Genomic DNA, 13,857 nt, shown 5'->3' on the forward strand with positions numbered 1-13,857 from the left:
CCAAAAGAATGCATTCTTCTCTGCATTATCTTTCCCCTATTGAATACGAAAAAGCCTATTCATCATAGTATCTTAACTTAGTGTCCAATAAATATTGACAAGTCCACCTCCAATTATTAGTTTTTGTCTAACAATTGGGGTGCAGTTCATCTCTTTGCAAGTAGTTTTTTTACTCTCTCCCTCCCTATATTCGAATAAGAATATTTATCTATTTCCACAAAACTACGCATACTTCTTTTCCAGTTTCGTATATCTAATAATAGCTTCGTTCTCCTTAACTTTTGAATTTTTTGTACATAAAACCCATATAAAGTATTTTTATACTATTTTATGTCTTTTTATGGTATAAAAAATACAACTATGTTACAATACGATTACAAAACAATCTGTATAACGCTTTCATTTCTTTACACGAAAATGAAGAACTGGAAAGGGTGTGATGCTTATTTAAATATGAATCCGCTAGATTAGTAAACTTATATTCCTAAAATTGTACAAAGCAGCAAGAAAAACTTAGTTATTCTTATTATTATAAATTCCCGCTAGTAAAGTCTTTCTACTTAATGATTTCCTTATTAAGCCCATACATACAGGTATAGAAAATGCAGCTATTCGTCTTTTATTTTATTAGTGAAGAATTTATAGCACCGCCCGAAGCATACGTTTTTCATTAATGCAGCCTAAGGAGGCGCAGCACATGGCAAATAGAATATCAAGAACAACTATCGTACTCATAGCGGCTATTTTAGCTCTAGCCTGCTTGTTTGTAGGAGTTCCAAAAACAGAAGCTGCTTCAACACCATCTCATTTAATTATCATTAACAAAGCGACAAACAAACTCGCTTATTATCAAAATGGTTCACTTGTCCGAACGTTTTCAGTAGCAACAGGACGCACGCAGTCTCTTACACCAGAAGGCCATTTCAAAGTAGTAAATAAAATTGTCAATCGCCCTTATTACTCAGGGAACATTCCTGGTGGAGATCCTAGAAACCCTCTTGGCAATCGCTGGCTAGGTCTAAATGCGAGAGGTACATACGGCACGACGTATGCTATTCACGGAAATAACAATCCTGCTTCCATCGGCAAATATGTAAGCAGCGGATGTGTTCGTATGTACGATGAAGAAGTCGCATGGTTATTTAGTAAAGTGACCGTCGGTACACCGGTTGTGATTACAACTTCTTCTAAATCATTTAACGACATTGCAGCAGCAAACGGGTACAACGTTTCTGGAAACTCAGGTTCTACTCCAGCTCCTTCTACAGGAACTGTTTTAAAGAAAGGCAGCAAAGGAAATGCAGTTAAAGAACTTCAGCAGAAACTAACTTCACTTGGCTATAATACAAAAGGTACGGACGGTGTGTTCGGTGCCAATACAGATTCAGCTGTTCGTAAGTTCCAAAAAGACCACGGCTTAACGGCTGACGGCATTGTTGGCCCATCAACATATAAAGCTTTAGGAAGTTCAGGAGCGAACCCGACGACACCAACAAACCCGACAAATCCAAAGCCAACAAATCCAAAGCCAACAAATCCACCAGCAGATACAACAATTAACACAAAACAAACGCTGAAAAAAGGAGGCAAAGGCAGCAATGTTCAAGCTCTTCAAAAGAAATTAACAGCGATTGGCTATAATACAAAAGGTACGGACGGTATCTTCGGTGCCAATACAGAAGCTGCTGTACGTAATTTTCAAAAAGACAATAAGCTAGCAGTGGACGGCATTGCCGGACCTAATACTTTAACTGCTATTTCCAAACGCTAATAGAGCCTGATTTCAGGCTCTGTTTTTTTATTGATAAACCGCTTTTTTTACATCGCGCCTTGACCACTTAATGAACCAGTACGCCGTCTTTCTTTTCTACGACATACTTAATTAGCTGATAAACCGTTCTCATAAGATTTTGCTGCTGATAGATATCATTTTTGGCAGGAATTACGTTTTCTATCAGTCTGCTATATTTGTAGGCTTGATCGTCTTCTTTTTGTTTATAAAGAGCGAGCCAGTCGTTACGGGATTTTTCACGCAGCTGTTCGTTGAAATAGGAATAAACGACGGTTGCGAACTCACCTGCCAATTCTTGAATAACCTGCTGTCGGTCGGTGACCGAATGATAGGTACTTGACCACCCAGACGGCTGGCTTAGAAAATGCTCGTAGACAGATGAAATAAAAGCGGACGCAATGACTGGCACCGGCCCTTCATGCTCTCCTAAGGAAATGTTCAAACATGTTTCTCTATCCATATAAGGAATGTTCAGCGACTCCATCGCTTCATAAAAAGCCTGAGAGACAGTCAAGTTTAAATAAATAGGATGCAGCTCTTGCTGCTTTTTTCTCTTTTCTGATACTAAAGCTGCCTTTAAGTCTTTATACAGAAGGTGACTCTCTTTGAATTCCTCGTGTACACATTCTAAAATAGTCGTATTCCCTACTGTTAAATAGTAGTGAAGCTGCTTTTTCATAAGAGGTGAAACGTTTTTAAGCGCATAATCTATCATTTTAGCCATGGCATGTTTTTTAGCATAATCCGTACGGCAGCTTGGAGAGGTCAGCAAATCTCCGTGTGTGACACAAACGTTTAGCTTAGCACCGTGACCATGTACGATGAGCTGTTGAAGAAATTGAATATCTAATTCTTTAAGCCCATGATGTACGTATAAAATAGAAGCTGCTTGTTTAAAAGAATCGTGGATGGTGCTCGTATATTCAAAACACGCATGCTCGCAAATCGCTACTCCTTTTTTAAAAGAAAAAGGGCCGCAAACTTCAATTCTACGAAACAATGGATAAATAAGAAGTCCGTTATTTTCTTCTTCTTCATTTGTTAACGGACCAAGAGAAGACAGCTCTTTTGCTGTGAGACGGCAGGATATTGGCCAGTCGTCTTCTCCTATTTCCCATGTTCCTTCCTTGTATTCTTTCAACCGGGATTCAATTGCCAGAAGCATTTGCTCGGTGATTTTCCTGCATTCAAGCCGCTTGTGCCATCCCTCTGCAAAATCTCTTCCTTCTTGATCAACAGCGTCTTTTACTATTTCACTTTCTCGTTTAATTGCATCTACAAATTGTTTGAATGAACTATTTTCATCACTCATTCTTAAAGGAACATCATCATTAAAATAACGGGCTTTGTATGGGATATCTCCCAAAAGAGCGCGCAGATTAAAAGAGGCATCTCCGTGTAATAATTCAAAGACCAAGTCATAATCTGTGCCTCCTTCAGCATACACTTCAGCGCTTCTTAGTAGGATATTCTCCAATTTCCTTTGCACTTCACTTCGCGTAAAAAAAGAGACAGCAGCTTCATAGTGTTGGGAATCCTTCACCTTATACGTAACAGAATAAGCGCCTTTACTGCCTATTCCTAGAAAGCCACATTCCTTTTTTATACCAAGAAGCTGGCGGATTAAGGCTGTTTTGCCGCTTCCTTGTTCTCCGATTACATGAATGTACTCATACTCACTGTCAATTTGTTCGCTCGTCCTTTTTTCAATATCGTTATAAAAAGCATTCACTACTCGTTCATCATATCTTGCTTTTGCTCTGCCTTTTGCAGTACTTGTCCAAAAATCCTGCACTCTCAGCAGTTCATTCATCTCTTCAACCAGAATGTCAATTTCATCGTGTTGCTCTGTATACATAAACCGTTTAACAAACGGGTGCGATCTTCCTCTTTCATCTTTTTTAAACGGATGCTGAAACATAATTGACCAGCCTTTTCGCATAGGAGATTGACAGGCTTTTGCACGAAAAACTTTCATTCATTTCCCCTTCTTTCCCTAACATTGTCCTATTTGAAATGTATGGCTTTTAAAGGGGGGATATGTCTATGATTTTCCTCTTTTTAGAAGGATTTTCCCTTCATTTATCGAAGTAATTAATTGAGGTGATGGGAGAATGTTGACAAAAATTGTGAAATGCAGCATACCGACTGATAAAAAAGCATCTTTTTCATATACGCAACAGCATTGGGCTGCTCTGGCACACGTGAATGGTTTCATTGGCCAATTAGGGGGTTGGAACGTGGAAGATGAAACAGATGCTTGTATTCTAGCTCTGTGGGAAGATGGAACAACTTATCAAGAATTCATGAAGCATACTCATGATTCTATTTTTTATAAAAGCAAGCAGGATCAAACATATACGAATTTGGACGTTTCAACATCAGATCCGTCCTACTTCATAGGAGCACGCTACAATTATTACCGAAGCAGCGCCATTGAAAGCCGTTATTTAGTAAAGACGGAAATTGAAGTCGATTTTTACGACAAAGAAGATATCCATGAGATGGTAAAAAGCTTAATAAATCCTTCTTATCGCTGTTTATCTCACGTTGTATCACCAATCGAGCATAGCAAGCTTATCATTTTTTCATTATACGGATCTGCTTGTCCGCAAAAAACAATTGATACTTTCGTTCATCCAAATGTACTGAACGCGTCTCAATACATATATCAATTAGAGAAAAATTGGAACGTTCTTTCCAATTAAAAAATAGAAGCCTAGGCCCGACGCCAAAGCTTCTATTTTTTTATGATATGAACATCTTGGTTTTGTACGGTAATGACTTCCTCCGTCATACCTACAAACAAACCGCTTTCTACTACGCCTGGGATCCTTATCAGCTGTTTTTCCAACTCAGCAGGATTTTCAATTTCTGAAAAATGGCAGTCTAGAATGTAATTTCCGTTATCGGTGATAAACGGCGTATGATCATCTAAAAGCCTAAGCTGCGGTACACAACCTGCACTGCGAATGTGCTTCGCCGTCATTTCCCAGCCAAAACGTATAACTTCAACAGGAAGAGGAAAAGCTCCTAGCGTCTTCACTATTTTCTTAGAATCTGCAATCACGATAAACCGCTTCGCTGCGTACGCAATCATTTTTTCTCGAAGCAGCGCGCCTCCTCCTCCTTTAATTAAAGAAAGTTCGCTATCTACTTCATCTGCTCCGTCAATTGCTATATCAATATATTCAACATCTGCTAAGGTAACAATGGGAATACCTAGTTTCCTTGCCAGCTCTTCTGTTTTTTGAGAAGTAGGAACCGCTTTGATGTGTAATCCATTTTTTACTCGTTCACCTAGTTTTACAATTGTATAATAAGCTGTTGAACCTGTCCCTAGCCCTACAATCATTCCATCTTCAACAAATTGTGCTGCTTTTTCACCAACTGCTTGTTTTTCAATCATACAAAGGCCTCCTTACTCATATTGTACCCGTTTACATAAAAAAGGAAAAGTATTATGAACCCTTACGTAAAAACTCAGCTGACTATTCAGCTGAGTTTTTTTGAAACTGTGTATTTAGAAGAATTTTTTCTACCCAATACTGCTGTTTTGTACTGTTTGTCTGTTCGCTGCTTTTTAGTTCAAACGTATAGTAAATATACTTGTCTGAATAATCATCATTCACATAAGCATGGTAAATGCTATGCTTTCCATCTCTTGTTTGTTTTTTCACATAAATCGTTGCATTTTTACCTTTTAACATGTAATCAGGCTGAAAAGCATCTATTTTATTTTGAGCTGCTTTGCTTTTTTTCTTAGAAAATAAAGCCGTTATTTTCCCAGCATTGTATGAATCATTTTCCTTCGTTGATGCTGTCCATACTTCACTTTCATCTTCACTGCTTTTATAAGAAGATTTATGAATAACATACTGAAGCGGAAACCACATCCTATATTGATTGGTATCCGAAGTAAATAATTCAAATCCATTGTCTGTTTGTTCATGATCGACCAAAAATGTACTCGTAAACTTATCTGCCTGCGCTTCACTTTTAAATTTCCCGCTTTGAAATAGCCAAATTCCTACGGCAATAACCAATGCTCCAGCTACTGATGCGACTTTTTTTCGATCCATTGTTTCCACACACCTTTTAATACCCCTTTAACTTTTGATAATACCATATTGACGTTTATATCGTCATAAGGAGAAATAACCAAAGGGTTATATGAGCGCACATGCTAATTTAACTAGAGAAAATAAACTTTTTTACAATAGTAAATTTGATAACAGACGCTGAGCTAACAGCCGATTAGCCTTACCGGGCTCTAGCGTATACGTTAGTAGTTCTTGCTTTTCAGCTTTCGCTTTTATCAAACATTCACCCTTTGGAGAAAGAAGAGAAGTTGTGCTTTTTTGGTTCTCTAAGGCATAATTCACGCTTGCAAAGTAAATACCATTCTCCGTACTTCTTGCAATCATTGCATAATCATAAAACTTCGGATCTGGTACTTCACCAGTAAACTGTGGATGAAACACAATGCTTGCTCCTCTTACAGCAGCCCATCGGACAGTTTCAGGATAGCGCCATCCCTCATGGCAAATGACAATACCGAATTTCACGCCGTTTATTTCAAACAACTGGCGGCCATTTCCAGGCTTATAACCAAATTGATCTTCTGCTGGATCAATTTGATTTTTAGTTTGATACCCTAATTCTTTTCCATTTTCATCAATTACAAAAGCAGTTAAATGCATACCAAGTTCGTCGCGCCACTCCAGTGGTAAAATTACGTTGAGCTTTAACTGTTTGGCAAGCAACTTAACTCTATAAAGCGTATTTTGTTGAATTTCGTGATTGTATGTCTCAACTTCAAAACCCACTCCTCTAAGTCCCGGCACAATTGATTCTGGAAAACATGCAAGGTTACACCCTTCTTCTGCTGCTTGTTTCATATAATTTTCTACCGTTTCTATACCCTCTGCGGCTGACTTTGGAAATCTCACTTGAGCTAACCCAATTTTCATTCATTGCTCCTCCGTTTCCAATATCATAAAAAACTCATGCTACCTACTAGCGTAACATGAGTTTTTTATCTTTACGTAAATAATTTAATTAGCATGCTAAGAAGAATACCTACCGCACTAAAGTCCGAATCTCCAAATGTTGTGCCTTTAAAACCTAACGACGCGAGAACAGGCAGTAAAATAGCCGGTAAAAAACTAATTAAGATTCCATTGGCAAATGACCCGACCACTGCTCCTCTTCTTCCCCCCGTCGCATTTCCAAATACTCCGGCAGCTGCTCCCGTAAAAAAGTGCGGAACGAGGCCTGGCACGATAATACTTAGACCAAATAGAGGCAAAAAGAACATTGAAATGAGACCTGCGATAAAGCTTGAAAAGAATCCAATGACCACTGCGTTAGGAGCAAACGGAAACACAGTTGGACAATCTAGAGCTGGAATGGCATTTGGTAGCGCTTTGTCAGCAATTCCTTTAAATGCTGGTACAATTTCTGCTAAAAGCATACGAACACCCGCCAGCACGACATATACTCCTGCTGCAAAAGTGATTGCTTGAATTAGCGAGTACACAATAAAATTTTGACCCCCGCTTAATTTTGTTTCGATAAATGCAGGACCTGCAAAAAGTGCCACAACAATAAATAAAACGGTCATGGTCAGTGAGACAGAAACGGATGTATCCCGAAGAAATCCTAAGGATTGAGGAACTTTAATTTCTTCTGTTGTTTTTTCGCGATTTCCTACTCGCTTGCCGATAAACCCTGCTACTAAATAGCCTAAGGAACCAAAATGACCAACGGCAATATCGTTTGACCCTGTAATTTCACGCACATACGGCTGAAGCAGTGCAGGAAATAAAACCATTAAAATACCTAATAATAGTGCACCGATCAAAACCAAAGGTGCTCCCGTTAACCCGCCGGTAGATAAAATTGCTGCAATCAAACAAGCCATAAACATGGTGTGATGCCCAGTTAAAAAGATATACTTAAATTTCGTGATGCGCGCGATAATGATATTTACAATCATACCTAAAAGCATAATCATCGCTGTTTCTGTACCAAACGTTTGTTGAGCTACAGCTACAATTGCTTCATTATTAGGAATGATGCCTTCAACGGAAAACGCTTTATTAAACATTTTTCCAAACGCTTCAAGTGAAGCAATTAATATATTAGCTCCCGCTCCTAATATAAGAAAACCCATAATTGTTTTTAAGGTGCCTGATACAATATCTGCACTTTTTTTCTTTTGAAGCAACAAACCGATTAGTGCAAACAACCCTACTAGAATAGCGGGTGTTCCTAATATATCTTTCATAATTAAATCAAACATGGCTTACGCCTCCACGAAGTATTTTTGCAGTGCTCCTTTAATTTCCGCTTGATTTAAAATGTTTTGCAATGCCACGACCGTGCGAGTGCCATCATCCAATTGATTTACAATATCTGCAGATCCTAAATAGATATCTGCCTGCTCCGTTTTACTAGTTGTTAAATCCGTATGAGATACCTGTGCCTCAACACCAAGCTCTACTAAAATTTTCTTTACATTCATTTCCACAATAAAACTGCTTCCTAAACCGTTTCCGCATACAACTAAAATCTTTTTCATTTTTTATCTCTCCTTTTAATTTGAGTAAGCTTCAATTAATGCAAGCATTTCTTGTTTTGTATTCATAGCAATAAGCTTGTCAATATTATCGTTTTCAGATAGCATCATTGAAAGCTGTGACAATGCTTTTAAGTGGGTTTCATTATCAGTAGCAGCAAGTACGATAATAAGCTGCGCTCCGTGCTGTTTTTCAGTAGAAAAATAGACCGGCTCCTTTAAACGAAGCATGCTCATACCCACACGATTTACACCTTGTTCCGGCCTTGCGTGAGGGAGCGCAACTTTTGGCGCAATAACAATATAAGGGCCTAACTGTTCTACACTTTTGATCATTGCTTCTACATAAGAAGGTTCAATATATTCATAGTTCAACAAAGGCTTGGCAGCCAGCCTAACAGCTGATTTCCAATCGTCTGCTGAATCTGTAAGCTGCAAGAATGGCTCTTGCAATACTTCATGCAACATTGGCTTTTTATCCTCTCTTACCATTTTTTTAGATTGCTGTATTACTAGTTTTAAATTAGCTAACAGAGCTGGTTCATCCTCAATATTTGCATGCTGCTTAATAATACCCATGATGGCTTGAGTGGTTAGCTGAGAAGAAGCTGGTTCAACTAAGTCGATTAACCGCTGCTTTTCATCATCCGTTAAAATAGGATTCACAAGCATCACATTCATTCGCTTTTTTAATGGCGTAGTTGTAATAACTAAATCATAGGTTTCTTTAAACTGCTCATAATCTCTTACCGTCATTGGCCCTATCAATTCAGCATCTGTTAACAGTTGTTCAAGCTGATACTGAAGCATACGGGACGTTCCAATTCCATTGGCACAAACAATAACAATGCGCTTTTGTTTTTGCCTTCCCTCTTGTTTTTTCATCCATCCTCCGAAATGAAGAGCAAAATAAGAAATTTCGTCTTCATTAATACGTGTTTGAAGGCTGTTTTCCAAAGGAAGCAACGCTTTTTTTGTCAGTTCTACTATATCCTGATACTTTGTTTGAATAGCCGAAAGCATAGGGTTAGGGAGGTGAATATTATAGAGAAGCCTGTAATAAGCCGTCTTCAAATGAATATATAAATTTTGTTCAAGACGATTTCGATCTTCAAATACCACACAAGCATATGCTTGAAACCGTGATACCATTTCTTTTACAATGCTTCTCATCCAATCATCACTATCTGCTTGATTTACTACATTTACTTTTGCACTTAGTAAAACCGTGGCCAGATAATGTTTTTCTTGAGGTGGAAAATCAAATCCTAAAACGCTTTCAATTTCTTGGAGCGCTTTGTACTGCCTGGTTTTTTCTAATTCGTCTTTTCTAGTAATCAAGGCGTCTACATAGCGCTTGCCTCCAATACGCTGAATACAGAACGTGAGCATATAGGCTAATTGCGTCAGCATCTTGTCTGTAAACGCCATTCCCAGTTTATCTTCACACTCTACAAGCCAGTTATAAATCATTGAATATTCGTAATCTGCTTTCATGACCCTTTTCAATAACTCTTCTTGATGTTGACTTAATAATTCTGTGATGTGTATATAAAGCAAATTTCGAATGTCGCTTTCAGATCCTTTTACTTCGTACCCATCTTTATAGCTATATGTCAAAGATATGCCTTTCTTTGCCCACTTGTTTTTTAAGTCTTTAATATCTTGTAAGACAGTGTTGCGACTAACTTCTGTTTCATCCATGAGCTGCTGAGTTCCGATTTTCCCGCCTCGAAGTATACACATCAAAGCAACGTATATTTGCCGGTCCTCAACTGATAAGTAAGCAGATGGCATAACATGGGAAAATTGTTTAGCAACTTGGTCCTTTGCTTGATCGTTTAGAAAAAAGCCTTTCCCATATGTGTACTGAACAAACTCTAATTCTTGCTGACACAGCCAATCGTTAATTTTCTCAATATCATAATAGATAGTACGCCTTGACACTTGAAACTGCTTCATTAACTCTTGTACTGATATAAATGTTGCGGCTTGAAGCAAAACTTGCAATACGGCCGTACTGCGTTTGTCTAACAAATGAATCACCTTCAGTCCAATTCGTGCACAAATTGAAATACTTACTATGCTTTATGCTTTTACTATACTACGGGTCTTACAAAATGATTAGACCGAATTCACCCACATACATTGTGCAAAAAATGTACTCAACAAAAAAAGAAGTGCTGTATGCACTTCTTTTAAGAGTTAATCTTTAGTCGGCTGTTCCATTGCTTCTCCGATGGCTTTTTTTAAATGTCCGTCATGTTTATCAAGCAGCCGATGCACCTCATCACCTTCTGTAGAAGTAAGAAGCGCAAGAATGGCGGCTTTTGGCGTTTTGTATGTTTGTAAACTTTCCGCTGCCTCCTCTGGTGAGACGCCTGTTAGTTCCGCAATAATATTTTTAGCACGCTGTACGAGTTTATCATTAGTCGGCTGTACGTCTACCATTAGATTGCTGTAGACTTTACCAATTTGAATCATTGAAGCGGTCGTCAGCATATTAAGAACAAGCTTTTGGGCAGTTCCGGCTTTCATTCTTGTTGAACCTGTTACAACTTCCGGCCCTGATTCTGCTACTATTGCATATTTTGCTTCTTGTTCCATAGGTGATTGAGGAGAATTTACAACACAGCCCGTTACTGCTCCCAGGCTGTTTGCATACGCAAGCGCTGAGAGTGTATAAGGAGTTCTTCCACTTGCAGCTATACCTACAAGAATATCTTTATTTGATAAATTAATCGCTTTCAAATCTTCTATCGCTTGTTTCTTATTATCTTCTGCTCCTTCTAACGCATGACGGAGCGCTTTGTCTCCCCCGGCTATAATCCCAATTACCTGTTCGGCAGGTGTACCGAATGTTGGTACACATTCAGATGCATCTAATACACCTAGCCGCCCGCTTGTACCTGCTCCGATATAAATAAGACGTCCGCCTTGTTTAAAGGCACTGACAATTTCATCTACTAACAGAGCAATAACAGGGAGCACTTTATTGATCGCCTGAGGCACTTGATGATCTTCTTCATTAATTTTTTTTACAATTTCCAGACTTGATAATTCATCAATGTTTAAGGTTTGCGGATTGCGTTTTTCTGTTAAGATATGATTTAAGTTCACTGTGATCCCCTGCCTTTTCTACCATCATTTTTTCTCTATTTATACTCGTTCATGAACAGCTGATAAGCTCCTTTAGCAGATGATACTCGCTGTGTTGCCCACTGGATATGCTTTATTTCTTTTTCACATGCTTTTTTATAAACATCAAACACTTCTGGAACTTCCGTTAAAATGCTGCCCTTGCATGACAGCAAGCAGCTCCCTTCAAACCGCTGTTTCTTATATAAATGAAGAGTCATGTTGGCAAGGTTCTTTCCAGCCTGTTGAAGAATGTCACTTGCTTCTTGTTTATGATTTCTCGCTTGATTTACAACAAGCGGAGTGAGTGAAGCAACCTCTGATTTAGGAGATGAATAGACAAACTTTTTTATATCGTGTATGGTATCTGCTTTTACATGTTGCAAGATTGTCTGACTAAGGCTGCTGTAAGGAAGGCTTTGATCATGCTCTTTCGTCAGCAATATCAGTGCTTGAAGACCAATCCAATATCCGCTTCCTTCATCTCCAAGAAGGTGTCCCCACCCTCCTCCGTATTCGTACACTCCGTCTTTTTTCCCAATGCTGACGGCTCCAGTTCCTGCAATGGTTAAAATCCCGTCTTTTCCATGCAGTAGTGCTTCATGTGCAATCATGGCGTCATCATATAAACCTACTTCTACCTGATAACGATCATAAAAATATCTTTTTATTTCTTCTTTAGATAATGCTTTACTTCCAGCAAGCCCTAGTGAAATGCCTTTACATGTATGACCAGCAAGCGCAGTTTTGCACGCCGTAATACATTCATCAATATGAGTAATAGCCATGTTGTAATTAATGAGCAAATTTCCATAGCCGCTTTTTGAAGCAGCGAGCTCTTGACCGTCTAAGCTATATGCAACGCCTTCTGTTTTTGTTCCCCCGCCGTCGATACCAATAATATAGTCCATTTTATCACCGCTCAAAAAAAGCAAATTTGTCCCATGGCTGCAGTTCATTTAGTAAAAAAATTTCCTCTTCTGCAATGCGTCCTACTACGTTTGTTTTACCTGAGTTCTCCATGTCTAACAGCGCAATTTGCAGCTCTCCTTTGTACTGTCCATAGAGTTCATTTTCTATTAAAATATCGCCTCTTCGAATGGAAGGAGTATACGTAGGCTTGAATTCTTCTTTTTTATATTTTACTCGGCTTTGCGTAGAGCGAATTAAATAATCAGATACGTCTCCGCGGTAAAAATGAAACTCTTCCAGCACAATTTTTTTCTCAAGCTCGGTAATCGTATCATACAGGGTCACGTTAAAAGTAAAGCGCTCTTGCTGAACAACATCACGCAGCGCCTTCATCTCTTCTTCTGATGCATACGCATTCGCAATGATTGCACAATCAATTAATCCCGTTTTAAAAAGATGCTTAGCCTGCACGTCGATCGGAAGCGTGCGATGCATTTCAAGCGTACAAAGCCCTTCAGTAACAGGCCACGGTCCAAAAGTAGCGCTTGGTGAATTAATAAAGGCTGCTGTTTCAAGGTTATGTTCTTTAAACAATGCTGAACACTTCAAAAAGTGATCATACGACACCCCCGCATATCGATGAGGATAGAAGTTGTGCGATCCGAGCAGCTGCTTTCGATTCGGTCGGTAACTCAAAATATTATCCACATACTTCGTCGCATTACTCATATTAATTTCAATTTTTAAGCCGTATGGATTAAAGGTCATAATGGACTCTTCATTTCCCGTATACCCTAGATCAAGACGAATAGCATAAGCCCCTAATTCGTGAAAAAAAGATAAGTCATCATAAGAAATGCCAAGCGCTCCAAATACGCGAGGAGCGATGTCCACTACTACTTCCATCTCTAGCTCATTGGCAAACTCAATAATTTCTTTAAAATTTGCCATTACTTTTTTCTGATCGCCTTCAACAGAAAGCAAGCATGTAAAAATGCGGGTAAATCCGTATTGATGCGCAAGTGCTATATACGCTTTATCTTTTTCGACAGTCGAATGTTCCGGGTAAATCGCAATACCTAGCTTTTTCATTGATTTTCGCCTTCTTTTTTAAATTTTTTAATAAGCTTAATCATATGTTCAATTAATTTTTGCTCTGAAATAGCCGTCATTAAATGATCTTGTGCGTGAATTAAAAGCAGCGACTTTTCAATTGTTTTTCCGTTCAATTCACGTTGAATAAGCGCAGTTTGCGTTTTATGAGCATGACTGAGCTCTTCTTGAGACTGCTTTAAAAGTTCGTCAGCTTTATTAAAATCATAATCTTCAGCTGCTTCTAACGCTTCATATGCAAGTGATCTGGCATTTCCTCCGTATGCAATAAGTTCAAAAATTTCATTTTCCATATTTGCTGCTTCTGTCATTTCTTCCA

General features: G+C 38.6%; 13 protein-coding genes. 2 read left to right on the top strand and 11 right to left on the bottom strand.

Features of this window, described 5'->3' with window-relative positions:
* Positions 1-697: 697 nt before the first annotated feature.
* Positions 698-1,771: a L,D-transpeptidase family protein gene (locus AC1DEF_RS18310; protein WP_318331025.1), complete on the top strand. Its 1,074-nt coding sequence runs from the start codon at positions 698-700 to the stop codon at positions 1,769-1,771.
* Positions 1,772-1,838: 67 nt separating this feature from the next.
* Here AC1DEF_RS18310 and AC1DEF_RS18315 read toward each other — a convergent pair whose 3' ends face one another.
* Positions 1,839-3,770 (bottom strand): hypothetical protein, encoded by a 1,932-nt coding sequence (locus tag AC1DEF_RS18315; RefSeq protein ID WP_097824176.1) that lies wholly within the window; start codon positions 3,768-3,770, stop codon positions 1,839-1,841.
* A 136-nt stretch (positions 3,771-3,906) separates the two neighbouring features.
* Here AC1DEF_RS18315 and AC1DEF_RS18320 point away from each other — a divergent pair, with 136 nt between their 5' ends.
* Complete coding sequence (locus tag AC1DEF_RS18320; protein ID WP_025749640.1) at positions 3,907-4,500, top strand: YdbC family protein; 594 nt, start codon at positions 3,907-3,909, stop codon at positions 4,498-4,500.
* Between the two features lie 32 nt (positions 4,501-4,532).
* Here AC1DEF_RS18320 and rpiA read toward each other — a convergent pair whose 3' ends face one another.
* The 10 genes from rpiA to AC1DEF_RS18370 all read right to left on the bottom strand — a co-directional run bounded on the left by rpiA (position 4,533) and on the right by AC1DEF_RS18370 (position 13,849).
* The gene (gene rpiA / locus AC1DEF_RS18325) at positions 4,533-5,201 is read right to left on the bottom strand and encodes a ribose-5-phosphate isomerase RpiA (RefSeq protein WP_025749641.1); all 669 of its coding nucleotides are present in this window, start codon (positions 5,199-5,201) and stop codon (positions 4,533-4,535) included.
* A gap of 82 nt (positions 5,202-5,283) precedes the next feature.
* On the bottom strand, positions 5,284-5,874 hold the full coding sequence (locus AC1DEF_RS18330; protein ID WP_043980032.1) for a hypothetical protein: 591 nt from the start codon (positions 5,872-5,874) through the stop codon (positions 5,284-5,286).
* A 132-nt stretch (positions 5,875-6,006) separates the two neighbouring features.
* Positions 6,007-6,765, bottom strand: coding sequence for a carbon-nitrogen hydrolase family protein (locus AC1DEF_RS18335; protein ID WP_477727517.1), 759 nt, complete (start codon positions 6,763-6,765; stop codon positions 6,007-6,009).
* Between the two features lie 71 nt (positions 6,766-6,836).
* Positions 6,837-8,099, bottom strand: coding sequence for a PTS ascorbate transporter subunit IIC (locus AC1DEF_RS18340; protein WP_477727518.1), 1,263 nt, complete (start codon positions 8,097-8,099; stop codon positions 6,837-6,839).
* 3 nt (positions 8,100-8,102) lie between these two features.
* Positions 8,103-8,378: a PTS sugar transporter subunit IIB gene (locus tag AC1DEF_RS18345; protein ID WP_013055730.1), complete on the bottom strand. Its 276-nt coding sequence runs from the start codon at positions 8,376-8,378 to the stop codon at positions 8,103-8,105.
* A 15-nt stretch (positions 8,379-8,393) separates the two neighbouring features.
* The gene (locus AC1DEF_RS18350; protein ID WP_097824178.1) at positions 8,394-10,412 is read right to left on the bottom strand and encodes a BglG family transcription antiterminator; all 2,019 of its coding nucleotides are present in this window, start codon (positions 10,410-10,412) and stop codon (positions 8,394-8,396) included.
* 168 nt (positions 10,413-10,580) lie between these two features.
* Complete coding sequence (murQ, locus tag AC1DEF_RS18355; RefSeq protein ID WP_047931788.1) at positions 10,581-11,495, bottom strand: N-acetylmuramic acid 6-phosphate etherase; 915 nt, start codon at positions 11,493-11,495, stop codon at positions 10,581-10,583.
* Between the two features lie 35 nt (positions 11,496-11,530).
* Entirely contained in the window at positions 11,531-12,424 is an 894-nt protein-coding gene (locus AC1DEF_RS18360) for a BadF/BadG/BcrA/BcrD ATPase family protein (RefSeq protein WP_318331023.1), read from the bottom strand.
* Between the two features lie 4 nt (positions 12,425-12,428).
* The gene (locus tag AC1DEF_RS18365; protein ID WP_477727519.1) at positions 12,429-13,517 is read right to left on the bottom strand and encodes a DUF871 domain-containing protein; all 1,089 of its coding nucleotides are present in this window, start codon (positions 13,515-13,517) and stop codon (positions 12,429-12,431) included.
* The gene (locus tag AC1DEF_RS18370) at positions 13,514-13,849 is read right to left on the bottom strand and encodes a PTS lactose/cellobiose transporter subunit IIA (protein WP_013055725.1); all 336 of its coding nucleotides are present in this window, start codon (positions 13,847-13,849) and stop codon (positions 13,514-13,516) included. The genes AC1DEF_RS18365 and AC1DEF_RS18370 overlap by 4 nt, the downstream gene beginning before the upstream one ends.
* Positions 13,850-13,857: the final 8 nt, after the last annotated feature.

This window comes from Priestia sp. 10L35 (genome assembly GCF_056395685.1).

Excerpts from the sequence above, each read along its gene's own strand:
- AC1DEF_RS18310 (WP_318331025.1), top strand. The coding sequence starts at position 698 with ATGGCAAATAGAATATCAAGAACAACTATCGTACTCATAGCGGCTATT.
- AC1DEF_RS18315 (WP_097824176.1), bottom strand. The coding sequence starts at position 3,770 with ATGAAAGTTTTTCGTGCAAAAGCCTGTCAATCTCCTATGCGAAAAGGC.
- AC1DEF_RS18320 (WP_025749640.1), top strand. The coding sequence starts at position 3,907 with ATGTTGACAAAAATTGTGAAATGCAGCATACCGACTGATAAAAAAGCA.
- rpiA (WP_025749641.1), bottom strand. The coding sequence starts at position 5,201 with ATGATTGAAAAACAAGCAGTTGGTGAAAAAGCAGCACAATTTGTTGAA.
- AC1DEF_RS18330 (WP_043980032.1), bottom strand. The coding sequence starts at position 5,874 with ATGGATCGAAAAAAAGTCGCATCAGTAGCTGGAGCATTGGTTATTGCC.
- AC1DEF_RS18335 (WP_477727517.1), bottom strand. The coding sequence starts at position 6,765 with ATGAAAATTGGGTTAGCTCAAGTGAGATTTCCAAAGTCAGCCGCAGAG.
- AC1DEF_RS18340 (WP_477727518.1), bottom strand. The coding sequence starts at position 8,099 with ATGTTTGATTTAATTATGAAAGATATATTAGGAACACCCGCTATTCTA.
- AC1DEF_RS18345 (WP_013055730.1), bottom strand. The coding sequence starts at position 8,378 with ATGAAAAAGATTTTAGTTGTATGCGGAAACGGTTTAGGAAGCAGTTTT.
- AC1DEF_RS18360 (WP_318331023.1), bottom strand. The coding sequence starts at position 12,424 with ATGGACTATATTATTGGTATCGACGGCGGGGGAACAAAAACAGAAGGC.
- AC1DEF_RS18365 (WP_477727519.1), bottom strand. The coding sequence starts at position 13,517 with ATGAAAAAGCTAGGTATTGCGATTTACCCGGAACATTCGACTGTCGAA.
- AC1DEF_RS18370 (WP_013055725.1), bottom strand. The coding sequence starts at position 13,849 with ATGACAGAAGCAGCAAATATGGAAAATGAAATTTTTGAACTTATTGCA.